The organism is Anaeromyxobacter sp. Fw109-5, assembly GCF_000017505.1.
Lineage (GTDB): Bacteria > Myxococcota > Myxococcia > Myxococcales > Anaeromyxobacteraceae > Anaeromyxobacter.
On sequence record NC_009675.1, the window covers coordinates 2,231,113 to 2,254,533 of the forward strand.

Genomic DNA, 23,421 nt, shown 5'->3' on the forward strand with positions numbered 1-23,421 from the left:
CGCGGCAGCGTCAAGCGGCGGCGCGCCCTACTTCGACGCCTTCGACACGCGCGAGGGCCGGTCGCCGGCGACCGGGGCGGCGTGCTCGTCGCCCCACGGCGAGATGCGGGTGGGCGCGGCGCGCTCGTGCGGCATCGCGGCGCGGGGTGAGCGGAAGTACTGGATGGGCGAGTAGAAGACGAAGTTCGAGGCGCGGCTCGTGTACACGCAGGCGTAGTTCTCGACCTGCTCGGCGAAGCGCGAGTTCTCGTGCCCTTCCTTGAAGGTGAGCCCCCAGTAGGCGTTGAAGCCCTCCTCCACGGAGCGCTGCAGCTCGCGGATCCGGTCGTCGGCGTCCCGGCGGGCGTGCCGGAGCACCTCGAGCTCGGCCTTGTCGTGCCGCCGGGTCTCCTGAAGCCGCTCGCGCGCGCGGGGGTCGGGGGCGCGATCGATGCGCCGGTCGAGCGCGTTCAGCGCGGCCCGGTGCACCGAGATCTCGTCCTCGACCCGCACGCGCACCGCCTCGAGGCGCGCCAGCTCGGCCAGCGCGTCCTGGCTCTTCTCGAGCCAGGCCAGCTCCCGCTCGAGCTCCTCGACGACCATGCAGGTCCGCCAGAGCGAGCTCTTCTTCGACCGCAGGATGTCGCCGTAGATGTGGTCGCCGACGTACAGGATGCGGTCGCCGCCGATGCCGATGAGCCGCTCCAGCGTGGGCAGGTCGCCGCCCTCGTACCAGCGGCCGCGCTCGAGGGCGGTGGCCTCCCCCGCGCGCGAGCCGTCCGGCGCGAGCGCGTAGAGCGGCCGCCGGTCCGAGAAGAAGGCCGGCTTCGCCGCGCCGGTGATCACCGCGTCGAAGTAGTTCCGCCAGCTCGGGTACTCGGGCAGCACGCCGTCGAGGATGTACGACATCACCGCGTCGGTGTAGTCCCACAGGGAGTTCGTGAGGACGAAGAGCTTCTTCCCGCCGGAGCGCAGCTTGTGCAGCGCCGGCCCGAGCTCGGGGTCCTTCAACAGGTATCGAGGCAGGTCCTTCTTCACCTCCGCCTTGAGCGTGCCGTCGCGGTGGACCGTGTCGATCGACTCGCGGATGTCGTCCCAGAGCTTCGAGTAGTCGACGCGCTGGCCGCCACCCTCGAGCAGCTCGATGATCTCGGCGAAGAGGCACGCCTCGGGGAGCGCGAAGAGCGTGTCGATCCAGGCGAAGCGGGGGGAGGAGAGGTGGACCTTCTCGTCGCGGTAGAGGCGCCGCTTCTCCTCGGGCGGCAGCGGCCGCCGCCCGTGGTAGCAGCGGCCCACGTGGTTGTGGCGATCCATCTTGAAGATGTTGCCGTGCAGCTTGTCCATCACGAGCCCGCGGATCACGAAGACGGGGTCGTAGCGGAGCGCGCCGATCTGCGCGGGGTAGCCGAGCGCGGAGATCATGCGCGCGAGGGTCATCCCGAAGGCGAGCTCCTCGAGCCGCTGCAGGTGGTACATCGCGAGCGTGTAGTCCATGTCGAAGCCGACGAGCTCGATCTTGTCCATCCGGAGGTTCCGGTTGACGAAGATCTCCCGCGCGCGCGGCACCTCGCGGCCGGCGTGCGGCGTCTCGAGCAGCCTCAGGATCTCGGGCGCGTCGTACGCGCGCCCGCCGGCCGGCGCGACGGGCGCGTCCTGCAGGCCCGCGCCGGCGTGCGGCCCCCCTCTGGTGGTCGACATGTGAGACCGTGATAACCCGTCGCGGGCACCTGCTCAACGGCGGCGTTTCCCGGCGTCGCGCGGCGCGACCGGGAAAGTTGACCGCGCGGCCGCGCGTGGCAGCCTCGGACACCGTGCCGAGGACGCGCCCCACGCTCGCCGAGCTTCTCGCCCGAGTGGAGGCGCTCGAGGATCGCGTCGCGCGGCTCGAGGCCGGGCGGGCACCGCCGGGCGACGGGCGCGCGGCCAAGGTGAAGCGGGAGCGCGAGGTGAAGCGCTGCCCCGGCTGCGGCCTGCCGCTGCGACGGCGCGCCGGCCGCTGCGCCGAGTGTGGCCGCCCGCTCGACTCCCTGTGACGGACCCTAGTCGTCGGCGACGATGCTGGAGGCGGGGATCCCCAGCGCCCGCGCGATGGCGACCACGGTGGTGTAGGGCGGGTTCCGGCCGCCGCGCTCGATGAGGCTCACGTACGCCACGGACAGGTCGAGCGCCTCGGCGAGCGCCTCCTGCGTCAGCCCGCGCGTCCGGCGCTGCTCTCTGACGCGCTCCCCGAATCGGCGCAGCTCGTCGCGGCGGGGGTCTCGCTGTGACTTCGTCTTGGCCATGCTGGGAGGCGATCTCCTGAGGTGTTGGGAAACACCATAACGATCCGATACACCAACGGACCGCTCCTTTAGGGCCAGTTCCGGGCTGGCGTCCACGGACCCTCCGTTCAGCCTCCGCCGAGGTGCGCCACGTTCGGAGCGCCCCGCGCTCGCTCGATTTCGCCGCGGGTTCACGGCCTCTCGCGTGGACGCTGCGCCGCACGGCGGCTATGTTCGCGCGCGTACATGGCCACCCACCGCGCGCACACGCGCGTCCTCGACCTCGACAAGGTGAGGGCGCACACCCTCCCGAACGGCCTCCGCGTCCGGCTCCTTCCCGACCGGAGCGCACCCACCGCGAGCTACTACACCTTCTTCCAGGTCGGCTCGCGCAACGAGCGGCTCGGCACCACCGGCATCAGCCACCTCTTCGAGCACATGATGTTCAACGGGGCGGCCAAGTACGGGCCGAAGGAGTTCGACCGCGTCCTCGAGTCGCGCGGCGGCCACTCGAACGCGTACACGTCGAACGACGTGACCGCGTACTACGAGGACTTCGCGCCCGACGCGCTCGAGACGGTCATCGATCTCGAGGCGGACCGCATGCGGTCGCTCCGCCTCACCGCCGAGTCGCTGGAGCAGGAGCGCGAGGTGGTGAAGGAGGAGCGTCGCCTCCGGACCGAGAACTCCATCTTCGGGCTCATGGAGGAGCAGCTCGAGGCGCTCGTCTTCCTCGCCCATCCCTACCGCTGGCCGGTGATCGGCTGGATGGACGACATCGAGCGGATCACGCGCGACGACTGCGAGGCCTTCTTCCGGACCTACTACGCGCCGAACAACGCGGCGATCTACGTGGTGGGCGACCTCGACCCGGACGCCACGCTCGCGCTCATCGAGGGGCACTACGCCGACATCTCGGCCGGCCCGCGGCCCGCGCCGGTCGCGCAGGGGGAGCCCCCGCAGCGCGGCGAGCGGCGGGCGGTGGTCCGCTACCCGGCCCAGGCCCCGGCGCTCCTCGCCGGCTGGCGCGGCCCCGCGGCGCGCAGCCCCGACTCCGCGGCCCTGGACGTCCTCCAGGTGTGCCTGGCGGTGGGGGAGTCGTCCCGGCTCCGCCGCCGCCTCGTGCAGGACGAGGAGGTCGCGGTCTCGGTGTCCATCGGCTGGGGGTGGCGCATCGACCCCGGGGTGTTCCTCGCGTTCCTGGAGCTCGCGCCGAAGGTGAAGAGCGCCCGCGCGGAGGCGATGCTCTGGGAGGAGATCGACGAGGTCGCGACGAAGGGCGTCGCCACGGCGGAGGTGCGCCGCGCGCAGGCGCTGCTGCGCAGCTCGGTCCTGCACGAGCTCGCCACGCACCACGGCGTCGCCCACGCCCTCGGCCAGGCCGAGGCCCTGCTCGGCGACTGGCGCGAGGCCGCGCGCGCGCTCGAGCACTACGCGGCGGTCGGCCCGCGCGACGTGAAGCGCGTCGCGGCCGAGTACCTCGACCCGGCGAGGCGCTGCGTGGTCGCGCTGGATCCCGAGGTGAAGCGGTGAGCGCGCCCATCACCCTGCCGCCCATCCACCGGGAGAGCCTGCCGAGCGGCCTGTCGGTCGTGATCGCCCAGCGGCCCGGCGTGCCGCTCGCGGCGGTGCGCCTCGTGCTGCGCGGCGGCTCCTCGCTCGACCCCCCGCGCCGCAGCGGCCTCGCCCACCTCGTCGCGCTCGCCGCGCGCCGGGGCACCCGCCGCCGCACCGGCCCCGAGATCGATCTCGCGGTCGAGTCGCTCGGGGCGGAGATCGGCGCCGGGGTGGACGAGGACGCCACGTACTTCGGCCTGTCCGCGCCGCTCGAGGAGCTGCCGCGCTGCACGGACATCCTCGCCGACCTGGCCACCCGCCCGACGTTCCCGCCGGCGGAGGTGAAGCGGCTCCAGCGGCGCGAGATCGCCGCGCTCGCGCACGACCTCGACGAGCCCTCGGTGGTCGCCGACCGCGCGATGCTCGCGGCCGCGTTCGGCGATCATCCCTACGGCCACCCGCCCGAGGGGCGCGTGCGCGATCTCTCCGACGCGCGCCGCGCCGACGTCGTCGCCTTCCACGGCCACCACTACCGGCCCTCCGAGGCGATCCTCGTGGTGGTCGGGAAGGTCGAGGTCTCCGAGGTCCTCTCGCTCGTCCGGCGCCGCTTCGGCGCGTGGCGCGGGCCCGACGGCGCGGCGACGCCGGTGCGCGCCCCGGCGCCGCCGGAGACGCAGGTCGTCGTGGTGGACAAGCCCGACGTCACGCAGTCGCAGGTGCGCATCGCGTCGCCCGGCTTCCCGCGGAAGAGCCCGGACTACGTCCCCGGGATCGTCGCGAGCGCGCTGCTCGGCGGCGGCTTCACCTCGCGGCTCATGGAGGCGATCCGCGTGAACCGCGGCCTCTCCTACGGCGTGCGCAGCCGCTTCGCCACGAGCGCGTCGGGCGGCGTCTTCTTCGTCTCCACCTTCACGAAGGTGGAGACCACCGCCGAGATCGTCCAGGTCGCCCTGGACGAGACGGCGCGCTTCGCCGAGGAGGGCCCCACCGGCGACGAGCTGGAGCGCACGAAGAGCTACCTCTGCGGCCTCTTCCCGCTCTCGCTCGAGACGCACGATCAGCTCGCCGAGAAGCTCGCCGACCTCGCGCTGTTCGATCTCCCCGACGACGACGTCCGGCTGTTCCGCGATCGCGTCCGGGCGGTCGGGCCGGACGAGTGCCGGCTCGCCGCGCGCCGCTACTTCCCCCTCGAGCGGCGGGTCGTCGTGGCGGTCGGCCCGGCGAAGGCCATCGCGCGCTCCCTCGAGCGCTTCGGGCCGGTGACGGTGATCCCCGCGAGGAAGATGGTGTGATGGTGGCGCCATGAGCGCGGGCGCGGAGGCGGGCGGGCCGCGGGTCCTCCTCGCGGACGCGGCGCTGCTCGTCGTGGACAAGCCGGCGGGGCGCCTCGTCATCCCCGGCCGCGGCGGCGACGAGCTCAGCCTGCGCGAGGAGCTCGAGGCGGCGCACGGCCGGCTCTGGGTGGTGCACCGGCTGGATCGTGGCACCACCGGGGTGCTCGTGTTCGCGCGGACGGCGGAGGCGCACCGCGCGCTGAACCTCGCCTTCGATCGCGGGGAGCCGCGCAAGCGCTACGCCGCGATCGTGCGCGGCGATCCGCCCGCCGAGGCGTGCCTCGACGCACCCATCGCGCCCGCGCGGCGCGGGCGGATGCGCCCCGCGCGCCCGGGAGACCCGCGCGCCAAGGCCGCGGTGACGCGGATCCGGACCCTCGAGACCTTCCCGCCGCGCGCCTGGGCGGGCGGCGCGCTCGCCCTCGTCGAGGCGGCCCCGGAGACGGGGCGCACCCACCAGATCCGCGTCCACCTCATGCACGCGGGGTACCCGCTGGCGGTGGACCCGGACTACGGCGACGAGGGCCCCTTGCACGGCCCGGACGCGCGCGTGCTCCTCTCCCGCACGCCGCTACACGCCTCCCGGCTGGAGCTCCGGCACCCCTCGACCGGCGCGACGCTGGTGCTGGAGGCGCCGCTCCCGGCCGACATGGCGGAGGCGCTCCAGGCGCTGCGGGCGGGGTGAGCGTCGTACGCGGGCGCGATCCGGGATCACCCGCGGTGCCACACGGTGCGACGCGGAAGCTCAGGCGCGGCCGTGCACGAGCACCTTCACGTCCGAGCGGAACGTCACCTCGATCTTGCCCGCGTCGCGGACCGCCGAGACGAAGCCGCGGCCGAAGGTGGGATGATCGACCACGTCGTTCTCGGCGTAGGTCCGCTTGGGCGAGTACGGCTGGGCGCCGGAGAGATCCTTGCCGGCGAGCAGGTCCTCGAACGCGACCACCGCCGCCTTCTGGCGCGGGAGGCGCTCGGCCCGCGCTCCGGCCGGACGAGGGGTCGCGCGCCCGGGCGGATCCCGGTAGCGGTGCACCCCGTGGCAGGTGTTGCATTCCACCTTCACAGGTCGCCCGGAAACCACAGCGTGCACCGTGTGCGCGAGCGTGAGCTGGCACTTCGTGCAGAACGCATCGACCTCGCCGCCGACCTTGACCATGGGGCGCGGGAGTATAGCGATGGGCCCGCGCGCTGCAACCGGCTCCCCGGAAAGCGGCGCGCCGAGCGCCGGCGTGCGATAGTGCGCGCCGATGGGTCGCCTCAAGGCCGGGCTCGAGGACCTCGGGCGGATGCTCATGTTCGCGGGCGAGATGGTCGGATGGGCCGTCCGGCCGCCGTTCCGGCTCGAGCTCGTGCTCGCCCAGATGGCCTTCATCGGGGTGGGCTCGGCCTTCATCGTCGGCGTCACCGGGACCTTCGCGGGGATGGTGTTCGCCTTGCAGATGAACTTCGCGATGAAGCAGTTCGCCGCCGAGGGCTACGTCGGAGGCTCGGTCGCCTTCTCGCTCGCCCGCGAGCTCTCGCCCGTGTTCACCGCGCTCATGGTGACGGGCCGCTCGGGCAGCGCCATCGCGACGGAGCTCGGCACCATGCGCGTCACCGAGCAGATCGACGCGATGGAGTCGATGGCGGTGAACCCCATCCAGTACCTGGTGGTGCCCCGGGTGATCGCCTCGCTGATCATGTTCCCGTTCCTCACCATGCTCTTCAACTCGCTCGGCTACGCGGGCGGGTTCGTGATGGGCGTGTACGTGGCGGGGATCCCGATCGGCCCGTACCTCGCGCACACCCAGGAGTTCATGGACGTCGGGGACATCCTCCACGGCCTGTTCAAGGCGGTGGTGTTCGGGCTCATCGTCTCGGTCATCACCACCTGGCGCGGCTACGCCGCGTTCGGCGGCGCGAAGGGCGTGGGCGAGGGCACGACGCGCGGGGTGGTGGCGAGCTCGATCACGATCCTGCTCGCCGACTACGTCATCACGTTCATCTCGGTGGGGACCTGAGGCGTGATCGAGGTCCGCGATCTGTGGAAGTCCTTCGGGGACAACCAGGTGCTGAAGGGGATCGACCTCACCATCCCGGAGGGCACCACCTTCGTCGTGCTGGGCGGCTCCGGCTCGGGGAAGACCGTGCTCATGAAGCACGTCATCGGCCTGCTCAAGCCCGACCGCGGCACCGTGCGGGTCGGCGGCGTCGAGATCTCGGCGCTCCACGGGAAGGAGCTCACCGAGGCGCGGCAGATGTTCGGGATGGTGTTCCAGGGCGCGGCGCTCTTCGACTCGATGACGGTGTTCGAGAACGTCGCCTTCCCGCTCACGGAGAAGCGCCGCGGCGAGCGGATCCCCGCGGCGGAGGTCCGGCGCCGCGTCATCGAGAAGCTCCGCGTGGTCGACCTGGGGGAGGAGGTCCTCGAGCGCTGGCCGTCCGAGCTCTCCGGCGGCATGCGCAAGCGGGTCGCGCTCGCGCGCGCGCTCGTGTCGGACCCGCAGGTGGTGCTCTACGACGAGCCGACCACGGGGCTCGATCCCATCACCACCGACTACGTGGACGGCATGATCCTCAACGCGAAGCGGGCCCTGGGGATCACGAGCATGGTCATCTCCCACGACATCGCGAGCGCCTTCAAGGTGGCCGACCGGCTCGGGGTGCTCTACGATGGGCACCTCGTCGCCGAGGGTACCCCCGCCGAGGTGCGGGAGAGCCAGGACCCTTTCGTGCAGCGATTCCTCTCGTTGTGGTTCGAGAAGCAGTAGGAGTCCACGAGGACGCATCGTGAAGCCGGCCGTCAACAGGGCGCTCGCCGTAGGCATCCTCGCAGCCGTCACCGGCCTCGCGTTCCTCGTCGCCATCACCTTCTTCCGCAAGGGTGGGTTCTCCGATCGCGACAGCTACCTCGTGCACGCGTACTTCCGGGACGCGACCGGCCTCACCTGGAAGAGCCGCGTGCAGATCGCCGGCATCCAGATCGGCGAGGTGGACGACATCCGGCTCGAGGGCGCCCGCGCGCGCCTCGACATCCGGGTGAAGAACGACGTCGAGCTCCACAAGGACGCCTGCCTCACCAAGATCTACCCGTCCGCGTTGCTCCCGGACGCCGTCCTCGAGGCGGTCCCCGGCTCCGACGCGTCCCCGAAGCTCAAGGACCTGCCCGAGGAGGAGCGCGAGATCGCGTGCGCGCGGGCGGCGGCGACGGCGCAGGAGCTCATGGACTCGATGGCGAAGATCGCCTCGGACGTCCAGACGATCACGGGCGACCTGGCGGACACGGTCAAGGGAGACCAGGGGAGCCTCCGCGAGATCGTGGAGAACCTCGCCCGCATCACGCGCCAGGTGGACCAGGTCGTCGCCGAGGAGGGCCAGACGATCTCGGAGATCCTGGCCAACACCCGGGAGTTCACGGGCGCGCTCGCGGAGATCTCGGCCCGCGACAAGGAGCGGATCCACAACATCGCCCGCAACGTCGAGGACCTCACCTCGCGCCTCAACGTGGTCCTCGCCAGCGTGCAGGACATCCTCGACCCGCAGGGCGGCGGGGCGCCGGGGACGCCGGGGGCGAAGGGCGTGCCGGGAGCGCCTGGTGCGCCGGGCACGCCTGGGGCGCCGGGTGCTCCGGGGACGCCGGGGGCTCTCGCCGGCACTCCCGAGCAGCGCGCGCAGGCGCAGGCCGAGGCGCGCGGCGTGAAGCAGGCGGTGGATCGGCTGAACACCAGCCTCGCGAGCCTCGACAGCATGCTCGAGAAGGTGAACGAGGGGAAGAGCCCGGCGGGCAAGCTCCTCGTGGACGAGCGGCTCGGGCGCAAGGTCGGGGAGGCCGTCGAGGGGATCAGCGACTACGTCGATCGGCTCGTGAAGCTGCAGATCCAGCTGCAGCTCCGCTCCGAGTGGCTGCTCAACCAGACCGTCTCCGAGGGTCGCCCCGGCTCCAAGATCTACTTCGGCGCGCGGCTCATGCCCCGGCCGGACAAGTACTACCTCATCGAGCTGGCCTCGGATCCGCGCGGCGTGAACACCGTCACGACGGAGACGATCACCACGCGCCCTCCGGGCACGAACGTCGAGACCACCACGCTCGTCACGCGCACGCTGAACGAGGAGAAGCTCACCTTCTCGCTGCAGCTCGCGAAGCGCTACGGAATGGTCACCTTCCGCGCCGGCCTCATCGAGGGCTCGGGCGGCGTCGGCTCCGACCTGCACCTCCTGAACGACGCGCTTCAGCTGTCGGTGAACATGTACCAGTTCTCGCGCCCCGGCCGCTCCGTGTACCCGCGCGCGAAGATCTGGGCGAACTACCACTTCTTCCAGCACTTCTACGTGACCACGGGCGTCGACGACTTCCTGAACCAGTGGGAGACGGGCAACTACCCCGGCGGCCGGAGCTTCAACATCGGCAGCGACGTCTTCTTCGGCGGCGGCCTGTACTTCACCGACGACGACCTCAAGACGCTCATCTCCACGGGCGCGGCGTCCGCGGTGCCGTGAGCGCGGGCCTCCGGCGGCGACCGCGTGCCGCGACGCGGCAGCGCGTCACCGCGGGCGGGCCGGCACGTCGCGCGCGAGCCACGCCTCGCCGCCGCGACCGTCGCGCAGGATGACCCAGATGGTGAACGGCCCGTCGGGCGCCTCGAACTCGACCGGATCCCCGGTGGCGTTCCCGACGCCGTTGAACTCGGGGAACTTCCCCGCGGTCACGTACCACTGCCAGTCCATGGACTCGAAGTACGGCGTGCGAGAGCCGTCGGGCGCGCACTGGTTGTAGGGCGGATCGACCGCGCCGGGATCGGGGCGCGCGCAGAGCACCCCGCGGCCCTGCGGGAACGTGCCCGCGCAGTAGCCGTCCGGGCCGCAGGCCAGCCCGCCGCAGGGGGTGTCGTCCCGGCACGGCACGACCACCGGCGCGCCCTCGCCGCAGGGAACGTCCTCGTTCGCGACGCGGCGCACCGCCAGGGGGGCCGGATTCGAGTTCTTCACGTAGGCGCCGGCGAGGTCCGTCCCGTCGATCTCGCGGCCGGGCGTGAGCCGGACGCGCTTCACCGCCACCTGCTGCGCCTCGCCGGCCTCGGCGACCACGAGCACGGGCAGCTCGAGGTACAGGCTGCAGGCGTAGGCGGGCTCCGCCTCTGCGCGGGCGATCAGCCGATCGAACGCGCCGCTCACCTGCGGCACGCTCACCTCGATCTCGGCGCCCTCGCCGAGCGCGACGACGCCCGGTTCGGCGAGCAGACGGTCCACGTCGCGGAGCGCGTCGGGGTCGAGGCAGGGGGGGAGCGCCTCCGTGCCGTCCGGGATGCAGGTCGCCCAGCGCACGCGCACCGGGGATCGCCCGAGCGGGTTCGCGACGAGCGCGGTGAGCCGCACGGTCTCGCCGAGGTCCGCGTCGGCGGCGAGGCTGCCCACCACCTGAGCGCGGACGGCCAGGATGCGGAGATCCTCCACCCGGTACTGCGGGGCGAACCCGGTGTCGCACGCGGAGGCGGCGAGGGCGAGCGCGAGGGCGAGCGGCAGAGCGGGGCGGGCCATGGGTCACCACTCGGCGCGCAGGCCGAACGCGGGCAGCACGGGGACGGAGGGGATGGCGTAGGTCTGCGAGCAGTCGTAGCTCGGGAAGCGGAACTCGGCGTTCTCGCGGTTCGTGACGTTCTGCACGTCGAGGTACACGGACAGCATCCAGGAGCCGTACACGAAGCGCTTGTCGACGCGCGCGTCCGCCTGGAAGAAGCCCGGCAGGCGGCCCGCGTAGCGCCGCGCGGAGGGGATGCACTGGTAGCGGCCGGAGTCGGCGTCGTAGACGCTCCCCTCGAACGGCGTGTAGGGGTTGCCGCTCACCCCGCGCACCCGCGTCCCCAGGATCCAGTCACCCGGCAGCCGGTAGCTGAGCACGAGGGAGAAGATGTGCGTCTGGTCGAGAGGGAAGGGGTGCCACTCCGGGTACGAGGGCATGCTCGGATCGTCCTGGCGGATCGAGCGCGACCACGTGTACGAGAGCCAGCCGAAGAGCCCGCGCGCGAGCTCCCGCCGGGCCATCACCTCGAGCCCGAGCACCTCGCCGCGTCCCTCGTTGGACACCTGCTGCAGGTCCCCGTTCTCGTCGGTGGCGCGGGTGACGACCACGAGGTCCCACAGCCGCTTGTAGAAGCCGGTGACCTCGAGCCGCGCGGACCACGGCAGCGCCTGGCGCACCCCGAGCGCGAGGTGGAGCGCGCGCTGCGGGCCGACGTCGGGGTTGCCGAACGTCTCGGTGGCGTCCTGGGGCTGGGGCGCGGAGCCGAACAGGCCGGCGGCGGCGGAGAGCGTGGTGCCGGGCCGGAGGTCATAGAAGGCCGAGGCGCGCGGGTCGACCCAGGCCCTCCGCCCGCGCAGGCGCGAGTCCGCGTCCACGCGCAGGCCCGCCACGAGCCGGAGCCGCCCGGTCGCGCGCCAGTCCGCCTCGACCCAGCCGCCCGGCGCGAGCCACGAGATGCGCGTGCTCTCGCCGACGGTGGTCTCGGGACGCTCCTCGTCGAACTCGCCGATCGTGCCGGGCGCCGAGAGCGGCGGCGCGTAGATGGAGTAGTCGAGGGAGCGGAGGATCGCGTCCACCCCGGCCTCGAGCGTGAGCCGCTCGGAGGCGCGCCAGGCGAGCGTGTCGCGGACCGTCAGGGAGCGGACCTCCGTCAGCACGCCGAAGTTCGACGACTGGAGCACGTCGAAGCTCTCGCGCCCGAGGGCGAGGACCAGATCGTTGTTGGCCGCGCCGAGGGGCCTTCGCCAGCGCGCGCCCAGGCGGTGGAACACGGTGGAGAGGTAGAACGTGGGGCGCCCGCTCGACTCGCCGCTCTCGACGAACTCGAGCTTGTCGTCGGAGCCGTAGGCGAGGAGCGTCACGGTGCCGCCGAGCGCGGGCCGCGAGAGCTTCGCCTGGTAGTCCCAGTAGCGCGGCGCGACGCGCAGCTCGTCCGCCGTGTCGGGCGCCACACGCGGGAGCGCCAGGGCGAGCACCGCGTCCACCCAGCTGCGCCGGACCGCGACGAAGCCGGTCCCGCCCGCGACGGGCCCCTCGATCTCGAGGCGCCCGTCGAACAGATCGAGCTGCGCCGCGCCGTGAAAGGCGTCCCGGCCCTCGCGCGTGCGGAGGTCGACGGTGCCACCGAGCGCGCGCCCGAAGCGCGCCGCGAAGTTCCCGGGGAGGAACTCGAGCGTCTCGATCACGTCGGAGGAGACGACGGAGGTGACCCCGCCGAAGTGGAAGAGCAGGGGGACGGGGATGCCGTCCAGGTAGACGTTGGTCTCGGACGGCTCCGAGCCCCGCACGACGAGCAGCCCGATGCCGAACGGGCTGCGGGCGACGCCGGGAAAGTTCTGGAGGACCTTGAGCGTGTCGCCCTGCGTGCCGGGGAGGGTCCGGATCTCCTCGACCTCCATCGTGTGGACGCTCACCTCGCGGCGCGGGCGCTCGCCCCGGACCACCGACTCGTACGGATCGTAGCTGCGCCTGGACAGGCGGTACTCGACCTCGCGGCGCTTGCCCGCCTCGATGAGCTCCTCCAGCTGAAGGGGCTCGTGCTCGGGGGCGACCACGCGCACGCGCGCGACGCCGGGGGCGACGCCGCGCACCTCGAAGCGGCCGTCGGCGTCGGTCTCGGCCGCGACGCCGCTCACGTCGATGGAGGCGCCGGCCACCGGTGCCCGCGTGCCGCGCTCGATGACCCGGCCGCTCAGCACGAGCGGCGCCGGCGCCGGCGGGGGAGGCGGGGCGCGGCGCAGCACGAAGTCGTAGCGGTAGGTGATCTCCACCGGCGCCGGAGCGCCGTCGATCTCGGCGGGGCGGAAGCGGAACTGCTGGACCGCGTGCAGCGCCGCCGGCGCGAAACCCGGGTGCGGGCCCGGATCGATCACCACGGCCTGCTGCACCTCGCCACGCTCGTCGATCACGATCGCGAGCTCGACCGACCCCTCGATTCCCTTCTCCTCCGCGTCCGGCGGGTACTCGGCGGGGACGAACGCGAGGAGCTCGGGCGCGCGCGTCAGCACGCCCGCGGCCGGAGGCTCCTCGGCGCTCGGCGTCTGGGCCGCGGCCGGGAGGGCCGCGAGTGCCGCTCCGAGGAGTAGCGCGTGAATCCTCATCGAGCCGCGTGGATCTTACGGTCTGGCGCACGGAGGCGCCTATACTTTCCTGCCCATGCGGAACTGGACCAAGCTCGCCATCCTCGCCGTCGCCGCGCTGCTGGTGACGCAGCTCCTGCTGCGCAAGTCGGCCCCGCCGGTCGCCTCGGGGGAGCCTTCGCCCCCGCTCGTCCTGCCGGACCTGGCGGGGCGCTCCGTGGATCTGGCCGCGCTGCGCGGCAAGGTGGTGGCAGTGAACTTCTGGGCGACCTGGTGCGGCCCGTGCCGGGAGGAGATCCCGGAGTTCGCGGAGGTCTGGCGTGCGCACCGCGGCCGCTGCTTCGAGATCCTGGGGGTGGCGGAGGAATCGGCGCGCGAGGACGTCCTGAAGATGGCGCCGCAGATCCCGTATCCGGTGCTGCTCGACGAGCGGGCCGAGGCGCTGGAGCTCTGGAACGTCCAGGGCTATCCGCGCACCTACCTCGTGGACGCCGAGGGGAAGCTGCGGCAGACGTTCGAGGGCGGGATGCGCGGCGCGGAGCTGGAGGAGGCGATCCGGCCCCTCCTTCCGGCGAGCTGCCCGGAGTCCTGAGCCCCCGGGCCGGCCCGCGACGATCGTGATGCGCGGAGCGGGGCGGACGCGGTAGATCGGTCCCGTGCCGCGCGCCTGCTCCATCTGCGGGAAGCCCGTCCCGCCCCGCAGCGAGAACCGCTCGTTCCCGTTCTGCTCGCCTCGGTGCCGCTTGCTCGACCTCGGCAAGTGGCTCGGCGAGGAGTACCGTATCCCGGGCCCGCGCCCGGGCGACGGCGCCGAGACGCCTGCCCAGCCGCCGTCGCACGAGGAGGACGACGCGTGAAGCCCGTGCTCTACCTCGTCCGCGCGCTACCCGGCGGAGAGCTCGCACCGCTCCGCGAGCTCTTCGAGGTGCGCGGCGGCGCCCCTCGCCCCCCGCCTCGCGAGCGCCTCGTCGAGGAGGCCCGCGAGGCGGCGGTGCTCGTGCCGACCTACATCGACCGGGTGGACGCGGCGCTCGTGGACGCGCTCCCCGCCCTCCGGCACGTCGCCTCCTACGGGGTGGGCGTGAACCACCTCGATCTCGACGCGTGCCGCCGGCGCGGCGTCCTCGTCACGAACACGCCCGGCGTCGTCACCGACGCCACCGCCGATCACGCGATGGCGCTCCTCCTCGCCGCCGCGCGCCGCGTCGTCGAGGGCGACCGGGTCGTCCGCGCCGGCGGCTGGACGGAGGTCGATCCGGCCTGGATGCTCGGCACCGAGGTGACCGGCAAGACCGTGGGCGTGGTCGGCTTCGGCCGCATCGGCCAGGCGTTCGCGCGCCGCGCGCGGGGCTTCGACACCCGGGTGCTCTACACGAGCCCGCGCGACGCGGGCGTCGCGTGGGCGGAGCGGGTCGGGCTCGAGCGGCTGCTCGCGGAGGCCGACTTCGTGTCGCTGCACGTTCCGCTCGTCCCGGCCACCCGCAACCTCCTCTCCCGCGAGCGCCTCGCCCTCCTCAAGCCCGGCGCGATCGTGGTGAACACCGCCCGCGGCGGGGTGCTCGACGACGCCGCGCTCGCGGAGGCCCTCGCGGACGGGCGGATCGGCGCCGCGGGGCTCGACGTCTTCCCGGACGAGCCCCGCGTGCCCGAGGCGTACCTCCCGCTCCCGAACGTCGTCCTCACCCCGCACCTCGGCTCCGGTACCCGCGAGACGCGGGCGGCCATGGCGCGGCGGGTGCTCGAGGACGTGGAGCGCGTCGCCCGCGGCGATCCGCCGCGCTACCCCGTCTCCTGAGCGTGGGACCAGGCGTGGAGGGGCCCTGGCCGGGGCGCCGTTCGCGTGGTATCACCGCCCACCCGCGGCAGCGTCGCTGGACCGTTGCGACGCCGGCGCTCGAGGGAGCCCGCGCCCGCGGCCTCGCCGGAGGAGCATGCGTTGAGACGCATCGTGCAGGCGCTCGTCGGGATCGCGATCTCAGGCCTGGCGCTGTGGCTCACCCTCCGAGGCAAGGATCTCTCGGCGATCGTGCACGAGATCCGCGCGGCGGACTACCGCTTCCTCGCGCCGTACGTGCTCATCCTGCTGGGCATCCACCTCGCGCGGACCGTGCGCTGGGGCATCCTGCTCGAGCCCGTCGCGAAGCTGCCCTTCTCGCGGCTCAACGCGGTGTCGGCGGTCGGGTTCATGGCGCTCGTCGTGCTGCCGTTCCGGCTGGGCGAGTTCGCGCGGCCGTATCTCGTGGCGGAGCGGCCGCGCCTGCGGGTCTCGTCCGCGCTGTCGTCGGTGGTCGTGGAGCGCGTGGTGGACGGCCTCTTCACGGGCGTCCTGCTCGTGGTGATGCTCCTCGCCCTGCCGGACGGTACGCCCGGCGTGCAGCTCCTGAGGACCGCCGGCCTGGTCGTGTCGCTCGCCTTCGGAGGGCTGCTCGCCTTCCTCGTCGTGGCCTACCGCAACCGCACGCTCGCCGTGCGCATCGCGGAGGCCGTGCTGCGGCCGCTCTCGCCGAGGCTGGCGGCGCGCGCGTCGGGCATGCTGGACGCATTCATCCACGGGCTGCGCCTCGTGCCCAGCCGCTCCAAGCTCGCGCAGTTCTTCCTGCTCACGGCGATCTACTGGGGCCTCAACGCGTGGGGCATGGCGCTCCTCGCGCGCGGGTTCGGCTTCGAGCTCGACGCCGCGCAGGCGTGCACGCTGCTCGGCGTGCTCATCGTGGGGGTGATGATCCCCGCCGGCCCGGGCATGATCGGGACGTTCCAGGGGGCGATCGTGTTGGGGCTGTCGCTGTTCGCGCCGCGCCAGGTGGTGGCGACGCAGGGCGTCGCCTTCGCGAACGTGCTCTGGGCGGTGCAGCTCGCGCAGCAGGTGGGGCTCGGGCTCTTCTTCCTGTTCTCGCGCCACATCCAGCTCGGGCGGATCCTCGCAGCGCCGTCCGAGATCGAGACCGGCCTCGAGGCGGAGGAGGCGGAGTACCAGGCCGAGCCGGACGAGCGCGCCGCGCGCGAGCTGTCGCGGGACTAGAGGGCGCTGACCGAAGCTAGGCGATCGACGCGGCGGCGAGCTGCTCGCGCGCGCGCTTCACGCGCTCGAACGCATCGGCCAGGTCGGAGAGGAAGGAGGCGTCCAGCGCGGCGTCGATCTCCTCGACGACCTCGTCGAGCGGGGAGGGCGACTCGTCGTCGAAGGGCAGCAGCTCCAGCATCACATCTCCTCCTCGAGCCAGCGCAGCAGGGCTTCCTTGATGCGGTCGGCGGGGCGCTGCGGAGGTCGCGGCGCCGGGCGGGGTGGGTCCTCGGGGACCTTCAGGGGAAGCTCTCGGGGCGTGAACTCCTGCGTCCGCGTCGAGATCGACGTCTGCGCCTTCCCCATCCGAAATCCTCCGATATCGCCCGACGTACCCGTGTACCACGTCGAGTAAGATGAGCAAGAAAGCCATCCCGTCGCGAGCGGGGGTCGGGCGACGGAGGTGGGTATCACACTCGTCTGACACGGAGCACGGCCGAGTGAAGTGGCAGAGCGGAAGCCGCCGCTGTCGTCAGCCTCCAGGTCCGTCAGAACTCGCCAGCCCGGGCGCGAGCACAGGGCAGCGCTGCGCCACGCGGCCCGTGCTCGCGCTCGAACGCGCCTCGAGGTGACCTCAAGGGCACTGCAACATGTCGTGAACGTCCGCGGCGAACGCGACGAGATCCTGCGACTGATCTCGCGTGATCCGCTTCTCGCTCTGCGCGCTCACCGAGTCGCGGAACGACGCGAGGACCTCACAGGCCGCCGGGATGTCCCCCGCTGCGAGCGCGGCGTTCGCAGCAGCGAGCTTCCTCTCCAGGCTGGTCTGCGTCCCGAACGGCAGCGCCATGCGGTCGATCGTCTGAACCAGCAGCTCGATCTCGGCGACGGGATCGGTCTTCCAGAGCACGGCGTGCCACGAACCGTCCGCCAGCTGACTCTCGCCAGCGATCTGTCCGCTCTCGTTGATCGCGAACGCCTCGCTGCGGCCTCCGCCGAGCGCACCGAGATCGATCATTCCGCCCGCCTGGGTCCACGAGAAGGCGCGGACGGAGCCGTCCGAAGAGGTGCCCGTGCCCACCACCTGACCCCTGTCGTTCACCGCGCGCGCCTCGCTGCTCTCCATCCCGGCGAGCGTTCCCAGATCGATCATCCCGCCATCCTGCGTCCACGAGAATGCGTGCCGTGGGCCCGTGTCAGGGTAGCCGGGACCCGTCATGCTCCACCCCACGACCTGGCCGCTGTCGTTGACCGCGGAGGCTTCGGACAACCATCCACCGGGGAGCGTTCCGAGATCGATGAACCCGCTCTCTCTCGTCCAGGAGAACGGTCTAGAGGTCCAATGTCCCCACCACGTCCACCCGACCACCTGGCCACTCTCGTTCACGGACGAGGCTCCGCTGTAACCGCCGTATTGAGGGATTAGATCGATCATGTTGCCGGAGTCCCAGAAGAACACGTGATACTCCGTGTACCACCCGCTGATGCCGATGACCTGGCCCGCGTCGTTGATCGCGGTCGCCCCGGCCGAATCCTTCACGTTCAAAGACTCTGGATTGCGCAGCGCCCCCAGATCAGTCATCCCGTCTTCCTGCGTCCACAGGAATGCGTGGGAATGAGCATAGAGGTCATCCGGTGGCATCCAGCTTTCGCCGACGACCTGACCGCTCTCGTTCACGGCGGAGGCGTGGCTGTTCGTTCCGCCGAGCGTCCCCAGATCGACCATGCCTCCCGCCTGCGTCCACGAGAACGCGTGCGAAGAGCCGTCGGCCAGGGCGCTCGCCCCGACCACCTGGCCGCCGTCGCTCGCCGCGGACGCCTCGCTGCGGCCGCCCCCGAGCGTCCCCAGGTCAACCATGCCGCCGGCCTGCGTCCACGAGAACGCGTGGAGCGAGCCGTCCGCCAAGGTGCTGGTTCCCACCACCTGGCCCGTCTCGGTCAACACCCGCCCTGTCGCAGTCAACGCCTGGGGGGGCGCAGAGGTGTAGCTCTCCGTTCCCCCGAGCGTTCCCAGGTCGATGATCACCGGGACGGTCTGCCCCAGCGCGCTCGTCGCCAATGACACCGATGCGCCCACCGCCACCATGAGAATTGCGCGCCTCATGAACCCCTCCCGCCACGAGTGTCTCGCCCGAATGCAGCGATACGGAGCGACTCTCGCAGACGGCGTGAGCGTTCGCCCAGCGGCCGCGCGGAGACGTGAGTTCGGGGGGCGATATGAAGGACGCTACGAATGGTGTGGTGGCGTCGATGGGGGACGTGCGCGCGCGTGGACGTTGGAGCGTTTCTGCGCGCGCATGCCGCGCCAGAAGGCGGGAGCCGCGCGGGGAAGGTCGCATTGCTCGGGCACCCAGATCGCCGAGCGCGACGGGGAGCCTCCCGGAGTGAAGCGGGGTTGCGCTACGTGAGCGAAGTGCAGCTGAGCCAACCGCAGTCTGTGCCACGCGGCGTGGGCGCTCTCGGTCCGACGCAGGTGGCGGGACCGACGGCGGCGCTTCGCCTTGTGCCCGTCTTCGAAGTCGGGCGGCGCTGCCCCAGGCGCCCCAAACAAACAAGAAAGGCCGCCTCGCGGCGGCCCTGGAGTGGTGAGGGGGAGAATCGAACTCCCGACCTAGGGATTATGAGACCCTCGCTCTAGCCGACTGAGCTACCTCACCAAAGCGTTCAAGAGACGCGGGTTTATAGGGCCTCGCGCGCGAGCGGTCAAGCGCGTACGGCGCGGTGGGAGAGGCTTGCGGGGAGGCGAAGCGGCCCCCCGTCCTGCTACCATTCGGGGCCATGCGCCTCCTCGCCCTCCTGACGCTCCTCGCCGCCAGCGGCTGCGCCGCCCCGAGCTTCGTCGGGAACACCGGCCGGGTCGCTCCGAAGGGCGCGTTCCGCGCCGGCTTCGGCTCGGGCTACCAGGTCAACACGCAGGCCGCGGAGATCGTGCGCGACGGCAGGGACCTCGCCGAGAACCTCCGCTCCAAGGCGACGAGCTGCCCGAACGGCGCGGACCAGTGCTGGAACGTCGCGGACGTCGAGCCCGTGGTGGACGCGGCGTTCCGCTTCGCGCTCGTCGCGCCGCTGTCGTCCCACAGCGAGGTCTCCGTCCGCTACGGCTTCGCGCCGGGCTTCGACGCGGGGATCCACTGGGGGCCCGACTCGAAGGCCATCGACCTCGGCTTCCAGGCGTTCGGTCCCCGCGACGCGAGCGCGGAGGGGTGGGCGGGCACGGTGCTGCTCGGCGGCGGCACGCGCGACCTCGGGACGTTCGGCGACGTCATCGAGAGCGTGCTCCACGGGGAGGCGGGGCTCACCGACTACCAGCTCGCCTTCGTGGCCGGGCGCCAGTGGCGCGAGATCGCCCACACCTACGTCGGTGCGCGCTACACCCTCACGCGCTGGAAGGTCCAGGTCATCCCCGATCTCCCCATCGTCTACGACGGCGGCGAGGCGCAGAAGACGCTGCTCGGGACGGACGCGAGCGGCCTCGTCCACACCTCCGGCGGCGTGCTCGGCGCGGCGATCGGCTACCGGCATGTCTTCGTCGGCGCCGAGCTGAACCTGCTCTACACCGCGGGCACGGCGGAGGTGCTCTTCCGCGAGCGCGATCTCGGCGCGTTCGGCGTGATGCCCGCCGTCTACCTCTACGGTCAGTACTGAGAGCCCCTCGTCGCTCGGGTCGACGCGCCGAGCCTCGCGGCGTCTGCGCCGCGAGGTGCCTCCTGGTGCGAACCTCCTCCTCGGCGCGGTCCTCGGCGATCCGGCCTCTCGCGCCGACCCCGTCCCCGCCCGGGCCTCCTGCGCCCATCGCGTGCCAGGGCTAGATGTCCTGAGCACCCGGGAGCGGAGGTCTCATGGCGAAGGCGGCGAAGGAGCTCGGTCCCAAGGAGGCGTCGAACCGCAAGGAGACCCCCGCTGCGCCCGAGCGCGCCGAGCACCCGACGTTCGCGCGCGAGGAGCTGGAGCGGATCCTCGCGGAGCGCGAGTCGTGGACGCAGGGAGAGCTCGCGGAGGTCCTCGGCAAGCTCGCCCGGCGCAAGGCCCGCTTCGAGACCGACTCGGGGATCCCCATCCCCGACGTCCTAGACCCCGCGAGCGTGCGGGAGAGCGACTACCTGCGCGACGTCGGCTACCCGGGCCGCTACCCGTTCACCCGCGGCCCGCAGGCCTCGATGTACCGCGGGCGGATCTGGACGATGCGCCAGTTCGCCGGCTTCGGCAGCCCCGAGGACACGAACCGGCGCTTCAAGTACCTGCTGCAGCACGGCGTCCACGGCCTCTCGACCGCCTTCGACATGCCCGCGCTCATGGGCTACGACGCGGACCACCCGATGAGCCGCGGCGAGGTCGGCAAGGAGGGCGTCGCCGTCTCGACCCTGCGCGACTTCGAGCTCCTGTTCGACGGCATCCCGCTCGGCGACGTCACGACGTCGATGACCATCAACGCCACGGCGGTGATCGCGCTCGCGATGTACGTCGCCGTCGGGGAGAAGCAGGGCGTCCCCCGCGCCAGGCTCGGCGGCACGCTGCAGAACGACATGCTGAAGGAGTACATCGCGCAGAAGGAGTGGATGATCCCGCCCGCTCCCGCCGTGAAGGTGAACTGCGACGTGATCGAGTTCTGCGCGAGGGAGATGCCGCGCTGGAACCCGGTGTCGATCTCCGGCTACCACATCCGCGAGGCGGGGGCGACCGCGGTGCAGGAGCTGGCCTTCACCCTCGCGGACGGCATCGAGTACGTGCAGGAGTGCGTGGACCGGGGCCTCGAGGTGGACGCGTTCGCGCAGCGGCTCAGCTTCTTCTGGGACGTGCACAACGACTTCTTCGAGGAGGTCGCGAAGCTCCGGGCGGCGCGCCGCATCTGGGCGCGCACCATGAGGGAGCGGTTCGGGGCGAAGCGCAAGGAGTCGCTCCTGCTCCGCACGCACGCGCAGACCGCGGGGGTCTCGCTCACCGCGCAGCAGCCCTACAACAACGTGGTGCGCACCGCGCTGCAGGCCTTCGCGGCGGTGCTCGGCGGCACCCAGTCGCTGCACACGAACTCGCTCGACGAGACGTACGCGCTCCCCACCGAGGAGGCGGTCACCATCGCGCTCCGCACCCAGCAGATCATCGCCCACGAGTCGGGCGCCGACCGCGTGGTGGACCCCCTCGCCGGCAGCTACTACGTCGAGTGGCTCACCGGCGAGATGGAGCGGCGCGCCCTCGAGCACATCCGCCACATCGACGAGATGGGCGGGATGCTGCGCGCGGTGGAGGAGGGCTACCCGCAGCGCGAGATCGCGGAGAGCGCCTACCGCTACCAGCGCGACATCGAGGCGGGCGAGCGGATCGTGGTCGGGGTGAACGCGTTCCGCGGTGAGCAGGAGGCGCCGATCACCATCCTCAAGATCGACGAGACGGTCGCGCGCGGGCAGGTGGAGCGGCTCCGGCAGGTGCGGGCCTCTCGCGACGCGGCGCGGGCCGAGGCGGCGCTCGCGGCGGTGGAGCGGGCGGCCAAGGAGGGGGCGAACGTCGTCCCCCCCGTCATCGAGGCGGTGAAGGCGTACGCGACCCTCGGCGAGATATCGGACGTGTTTCGCAAGGTGCACGGCGTCTATCGCGAGGACGGACGCTTCTAGCGCCCCCGGGAGAGGGTGCCGGAGCGCAGCGGTCGTCATCCCCGACAGGCGCTCGGGTGGCGAAACGCGGCGGAGATGGGGTAAACCACCGGAGCGCTGGATCTGGTCGTTTTCTGAACGGAGACGAAGGCATGAGCCCCGCGAAAGAGCGTCCCCTCCGCATCGTCGTCGCGAAGCCCGGCCTCGACGGCCACGACCGCGGCGCGAAGATCATCGCGCGCGCCCTGCGCGACGCGGGCTTCGAGGTCATCTACACCGGCCTGCACCAGACGCCGGAGATGATCGTCGCCGCCGCCATCCAGGAGGACGCGGACGCGATCGGCCTCTCGATCATGTCCGGCGCCCACATGACCCTGTTCCCGGCGGTGGTCGAGCTCCTCGGCGAGAAGAACGCCAGGGACGTGGTCGTGTTCGGCGGCGGGATCATCCCGCAGGACGACGTGCCCAGGCTGAAGGAGAAGGGCGTCGCGGAGGTGTTCCTGCCCGGCTCGCCGACGCACGGCATCATCGACTGGATCCGCGCGAACATCCATCCGCGCGCGGCGGCGTAGCTACCCGCCGGACCCGATCATCGGCAGCAGCCCCGACCCGCCGCGGGGCATCTCGTGCTTCTCGCCCTTGGCGAGGAGCGCCGCGCGCACCGCGGCGGCGATCTCCTCGTCGGACGCGCCCGCGCGGATGAGCTCGCGCAGGGGCGCCCGATCCCGCCCGCCCAGGCAGGCGCGGAGCGAGCCGTCGGCGCCGACGCGCACGCGGTTGCAGCCGTCGCAGAAGTTCTCGGTCATCGCGCCGATGAAGCCGACGAGCCCGCTCGTCGCCTCGCCGCCGACGGCGGAGGAGCCGCGCATGTGGTAGGCGGGCCCCCAGCCGCGGGTCGCGTCCGGCTCGAGGCGGATCCCCTGCGCCTCGAGGAGGCGCTTCACCTCGGCGGTCGGCACCGGCTTCCCCGGCCCGAAGGGCATGAGCTCGATGAACCGCGCCGTCGCGCCGAAGCGCCAGGCGAAGCGCGCGAGGTTCCCGAGCTCGTCCTCGTTCTCGCCGCGGACCACCACCACGTTCAGCTTCACCGACGCGAAGCCCACGCGGAACGCGGCCTCGATGCCGGAGACGATCCGCTCGAGCGTCGCGGCGCGGCCGGAGATGCGCTGGAGCTTCTGCGGGTCGAGCGTGTCGAGCGAGACGTTGAGCCGAGTCACGCCGGCCTCGCGCAGGAGGAGCGCGTGCGTCGCGAGCGCGTGGCCGTTGGTGGTGAGCGCGATCTCCTCGATCCCGGGCGTCGCCCTCACGTCGCGAACGATGTCGAGGAGCTCGCGGCGGAGCGTCGGCTCCCCGCCGGTGAGCCGCACGCGCCGGATGCCGAGCCTCGCGAACACCCCCACGACCCGCGCCAGCTCCGGCCGCGTGAGCGGGTCCTCCTGCCGGTCCGGGCCCATCGGCGCGCAGTAGGAGCAGCGGAAGTTGCAGCGATCGGTGAGGGAGAGCCGCAGGTACTGGATCTTGCGGCCCTGCCCGTCGAGGAGGGGTCCGTTCACCGGGGGCGCACCGTCGGGCTGGGACACTGGCCCGTTATACCCGATAGGCGCGGTCCAGATCATCTGCGGCGGGAG

At 72.2% G+C, this 23,421-nt stretch carries 23 protein-coding genes and 1 tRNA gene; 14 read left to right on the plus strand and 10 right to left on the minus strand.

What is annotated here, in order from left to right; genetic code table 11:
- Nucleotides 1-27: 27 nt before the first annotated feature.
- Entirely contained in the window at nt 28-1,677 is a 1,650-nt protein-coding gene (locus tag ANAE109_RS10030) for an HAD-IG family 5'-nucleotidase (RefSeq protein ID WP_012096750.1), read from the minus strand.
- Nucleotides 1,678-1,790: 113 nt separating this feature from the next.
- On the opposite strand from ANAE109_RS10030, the gene ANAE109_RS10035 reads away from it, so the two are divergent.
- On the plus strand, nt 1,791-2,012 hold the full coding sequence (locus ANAE109_RS10035; protein WP_041449059.1) for a hypothetical protein: 222 nt from the start codon (nt 1,791-1,793) through the stop codon (nt 2,010-2,012).
- Between the two features lie 6 nt (nt 2,013-2,018).
- Here the strand turns inward: ANAE109_RS10035 and ANAE109_RS10040 are convergent, their stop codons facing one another.
- Complete coding sequence (locus tag ANAE109_RS10040; protein ID WP_041448253.1) at nt 2,019-2,261, minus strand: helix-turn-helix domain-containing protein; 243 nt, start codon at nt 2,259-2,261, stop codon at nt 2,019-2,021.
- A gap of 225 nt (nt 2,262-2,486) precedes the next feature.
- Between ANAE109_RS10040 and ANAE109_RS10045 the strand changes: the two genes are divergently transcribed.
- Genes ANAE109_RS10045 through ANAE109_RS10055 form a run of 3 tightly spaced genes read left to right on the plus strand, consistent with a single transcriptional unit; the run spans nt 2,487 to nt 5,816 of the window.
- Nucleotides 2,487-3,773, plus strand: coding sequence for a pitrilysin family protein (locus ANAE109_RS10045; RefSeq protein WP_012096753.1), 1,287 nt, complete (start codon nt 2,487-2,489; stop codon nt 3,771-3,773).
- A complete protein-coding gene (locus tag ANAE109_RS10050; protein ID WP_012096754.1) occupies nt 3,770-5,089 on the plus strand; it encodes a pitrilysin family protein in 1,320 nt (439 codons plus the stop codon). Before ANAE109_RS10045 ends, ANAE109_RS10050 begins: the two co-directional genes overlap by 4 nt.
- A gap of 10 nt (nt 5,090-5,099) precedes the next feature.
- A complete protein-coding gene (locus tag ANAE109_RS10055) occupies nt 5,100-5,816 on the plus strand; it encodes an RluA family pseudouridine synthase (protein WP_012096755.1) in 717 nt (238 codons plus the stop codon).
- 60 nt (nt 5,817-5,876) lie between these two features.
- Here ANAE109_RS10055 and ANAE109_RS10060 read toward each other — a convergent pair whose 3' ends face one another.
- Nucleotides 5,877-6,287, minus strand: coding sequence for a hypothetical protein (locus ANAE109_RS10060; RefSeq protein WP_012096756.1), 411 nt, complete (start codon nt 6,285-6,287; stop codon nt 5,877-5,879).
- Nucleotides 6,288-6,378: 91 nt separating this feature from the next.
- On the opposite strand from ANAE109_RS10060, the gene ANAE109_RS10065 reads away from it, so the two are divergent.
- Genes ANAE109_RS10065 through ANAE109_RS10075 form a run of 3 tightly spaced genes read left to right on the plus strand, consistent with a single transcriptional unit; the run spans nt 6,379 to nt 9,607 of the window.
- Nucleotides 6,379-7,131, plus strand: a complete 753-nt coding sequence (locus tag ANAE109_RS10065) for an ABC transporter permease (protein ID WP_012096757.1) — start codon at nt 6,379-6,381, stop codon at nt 7,129-7,131.
- A gap of 3 nt (nt 7,132-7,134) precedes the next feature.
- Nucleotides 7,135-7,881: an ABC transporter ATP-binding protein gene (locus ANAE109_RS10070; RefSeq protein WP_012096758.1), complete on the plus strand. Its 747-nt coding sequence runs from the start codon at nt 7,135-7,137 to the stop codon at nt 7,879-7,881.
- Nucleotides 7,882-7,900: 19 nt separating this feature from the next.
- Nucleotides 7,901-9,607 carry an MlaD family protein gene (locus tag ANAE109_RS10075; RefSeq protein WP_012096759.1) on the plus strand — a complete coding sequence of 569 codons (1,707 nt, stop codon included), beginning with the start codon at nt 7,901-7,903 and terminating at the stop codon, nt 9,605-9,607.
- A gap of 45 nt (nt 9,608-9,652) precedes the next feature.
- Here ANAE109_RS10075 and ANAE109_RS10080 read toward each other — a convergent pair whose 3' ends face one another.
- Both ANAE109_RS10080 and ANAE109_RS10085 read right to left on the minus strand, forming a co-directional pair.
- Nucleotides 9,653-10,645, minus strand: a complete 993-nt coding sequence (locus ANAE109_RS10080) for a hypothetical protein (RefSeq protein ID WP_012096761.1) — start codon at nt 10,643-10,645, stop codon at nt 9,653-9,655.
- 3 nt (nt 10,646-10,648) lie between these two features.
- Entirely contained in the window at nt 10,649-13,228 is a 2,580-nt protein-coding gene (locus ANAE109_RS10085) for a TonB-dependent receptor domain-containing protein (protein WP_012096762.1), read from the minus strand.
- A 55-nt stretch (nt 13,229-13,283) separates the two neighbouring features.
- Here ANAE109_RS10085 and ANAE109_RS10090 point away from each other — a divergent pair, with 55 nt between their 5' ends.
- The 4 genes from ANAE109_RS10090 (at nt 13,284) to ANAE109_RS10105 (ending at nt 16,226) form a co-directional block, all read left to right on the plus strand.
- Nucleotides 13,284-13,799: a TlpA disulfide reductase family protein gene (locus ANAE109_RS10090; protein WP_012096763.1), complete on the plus strand. Its 516-nt coding sequence runs from the start codon at nt 13,284-13,286 to the stop codon at nt 13,797-13,799.
- Between the two features lie 64 nt (nt 13,800-13,863).
- The gene (locus ANAE109_RS10095) at nt 13,864-14,064 is read left to right on the plus strand and encodes a DNA gyrase inhibitor YacG (protein ID WP_012096764.1); all 201 of its coding nucleotides are present in this window, start codon (nt 13,864-13,866) and stop codon (nt 14,062-14,064) included.
- Nucleotides 14,061-15,002, plus strand: a complete 942-nt coding sequence (locus ANAE109_RS10100; protein WP_012096765.1) for a D-glycerate dehydrogenase — start codon at nt 14,061-14,063, stop codon at nt 15,000-15,002. Before ANAE109_RS10095 ends, ANAE109_RS10100 begins: the two co-directional genes overlap by 4 nt.
- A gap of 141 nt (nt 15,003-15,143) precedes the next feature.
- Nucleotides 15,144-16,226, plus strand: a complete 1,083-nt coding sequence (locus tag ANAE109_RS10105) for a lysylphosphatidylglycerol synthase transmembrane domain-containing protein (protein ID WP_012096766.1) — start codon at nt 15,144-15,146, stop codon at nt 16,224-16,226.
- A 16-nt stretch (nt 16,227-16,242) separates the two neighbouring features.
- Here ANAE109_RS10105 and ANAE109_RS25520 read toward each other — a convergent pair whose 3' ends face one another.
- The 4 genes from ANAE109_RS25520 to ANAE109_RS10115 all read right to left on the minus strand — a co-directional run bounded on the left by ANAE109_RS25520 (nt 16,243) and on the right by ANAE109_RS10115 (nt 18,865).
- Entirely contained in the window at nt 16,243-16,407 is a 165-nt protein-coding gene (locus tag ANAE109_RS25520) for a hypothetical protein (protein ID WP_200860894.1), read from the minus strand.
- Nucleotides 16,407-16,574: a hypothetical protein gene (locus ANAE109_RS25525; RefSeq protein ID WP_200860895.1), complete on the minus strand. Its 168-nt coding sequence runs from the start codon at nt 16,572-16,574 to the stop codon at nt 16,407-16,409. Before ANAE109_RS25525 ends, ANAE109_RS25520 begins: the two co-directional genes overlap by 1 nt.
- A 268-nt stretch (nt 16,575-16,842) precedes the next feature.
- Nucleotides 16,843-18,294, minus strand: coding sequence for an HAF repeat-containing protein (locus ANAE109_RS10110; protein ID WP_158305883.1), 1,452 nt, complete (start codon nt 18,292-18,294; stop codon nt 16,843-16,845).
- 497 nt (nt 18,295-18,791) lie between these two features.
- Nucleotides 18,792-18,865: transfer RNA gene (locus tag ANAE109_RS10115), tRNA-Met, on the minus strand.
- Between the two features lie 121 nt (nt 18,866-18,986).
- Here ANAE109_RS10115 and ANAE109_RS10120 point away from each other — a divergent pair.
- From ANAE109_RS10120 to ANAE109_RS10130, 3 genes are all read left to right on the plus strand, one after another.
- On the plus strand, nt 18,987-19,853 hold the full coding sequence (locus ANAE109_RS10120) for a hypothetical protein (RefSeq protein ID WP_041448254.1): 867 nt from the start codon (nt 18,987-18,989) through the stop codon (nt 19,851-19,853).
- 194 nt (nt 19,854-20,047) lie between these two features.
- Nucleotides 20,048-21,814, plus strand: coding sequence for a methylmalonyl-CoA mutase (locus tag ANAE109_RS10125; RefSeq protein ID WP_012096770.1), 1,767 nt, complete (start codon nt 20,048-20,050; stop codon nt 21,812-21,814).
- Between the two features lie 131 nt (nt 21,815-21,945).
- Nucleotides 21,946-22,365, plus strand: coding sequence for a cobalamin B12-binding domain-containing protein (locus ANAE109_RS10130; protein WP_012096771.1), 420 nt, complete (start codon nt 21,946-21,948; stop codon nt 22,363-22,365).
- Here ANAE109_RS10130 and moaA read toward each other — a convergent pair whose 3' ends face one another.
- Nucleotides 22,366-23,409, minus strand: coding sequence for a GTP 3',8-cyclase MoaA (moaA, locus tag ANAE109_RS10135; RefSeq protein ID WP_049768564.1), 1,044 nt, complete (start codon nt 23,407-23,409; stop codon nt 22,366-22,368). It abuts the gene before it with no gap.
- Between the last annotated feature and the right edge of the window lie 12 nt (nt 23,410-23,421).

Excerpts from the sequence above, each read along its gene's own strand:
- ANAE109_RS10030 (WP_012096750.1), bottom strand. The coding sequence starts at position 1,677 with ATGTCGACCACCAGAGGGGGGCCGCACGCCGGCGCGGGCCTGCAGGAC.
- ANAE109_RS10040 (WP_041448253.1), bottom strand. The coding sequence starts at position 2,261 with ATGGCCAAGACGAAGTCACAGCGAGACCCCCGCCGCGACGAGCTGCGC.
- ANAE109_RS10045 (WP_012096753.1), top strand. The coding sequence starts at position 2,487 with ATGGCCACCCACCGCGCGCACACGCGCGTCCTCGACCTCGACAAGGTG.
- ANAE109_RS10055 (WP_012096755.1), top strand. The coding sequence starts at position 5,100 with ATGAGCGCGGGCGCGGAGGCGGGCGGGCCGCGGGTCCTCCTCGCGGAC.
- ANAE109_RS10060 (WP_012096756.1), bottom strand. The coding sequence starts at position 6,287 with ATGGTCAAGGTCGGCGGCGAGGTCGATGCGTTCTGCACGAAGTGCCAG.
- ANAE109_RS10065 (WP_012096757.1), top strand. The coding sequence starts at position 6,379 with ATGGGTCGCCTCAAGGCCGGGCTCGAGGACCTCGGGCGGATGCTCATG.
- ANAE109_RS10080 (WP_012096761.1), bottom strand. The coding sequence starts at position 10,645 with ATGGCCCGCCCCGCTCTGCCGCTCGCCCTCGCGCTCGCCCTCGCCGCC.
- ANAE109_RS10085 (WP_012096762.1), bottom strand. The coding sequence starts at position 13,228 with ATGAGGATTCACGCGCTACTCCTCGGAGCGGCACTCGCGGCCCTCCCG.
- ANAE109_RS10090 (WP_012096763.1), top strand. The coding sequence starts at position 13,284 with ATGCGGAACTGGACCAAGCTCGCCATCCTCGCCGTCGCCGCGCTGCTG.
- ANAE109_RS25520 (WP_200860894.1), bottom strand. The coding sequence starts at position 16,407 with ATGCTGGAGCTGCTGCCCTTCGACGACGAGTCGCCCTCCCCGCTCGAC.
- ANAE109_RS25525 (WP_200860895.1), bottom strand. The coding sequence starts at position 16,574 with ATGGGGAAGGCGCAGACGTCGATCTCGACGCGGACGCAGGAGTTCACG.
- ANAE109_RS10110 (WP_158305883.1), bottom strand. The coding sequence starts at position 18,294 with ATGGTGGCGGTGGGCGCATCGGTGTCATTGGCGACGAGCGCGCTGGGG.
- ANAE109_RS10120 (WP_041448254.1), top strand. The coding sequence starts at position 18,987 with ATGCGCCTCCTCGCCCTCCTGACGCTCCTCGCCGCCAGCGGCTGCGCC.
- ANAE109_RS10125 (WP_012096770.1), top strand. The coding sequence starts at position 20,048 with ATGGCGAAGGCGGCGAAGGAGCTCGGTCCCAAGGAGGCGTCGAACCGC.
- ANAE109_RS10130 (WP_012096771.1), top strand. The coding sequence starts at position 21,946 with ATGAGCCCCGCGAAAGAGCGTCCCCTCCGCATCGTCGTCGCGAAGCCC.
- moaA (WP_049768564.1), bottom strand. The coding sequence starts at position 23,409 with ATGATCTGGACCGCGCCTATCGGGTATAACGGGCCAGTGTCCCAGCCC.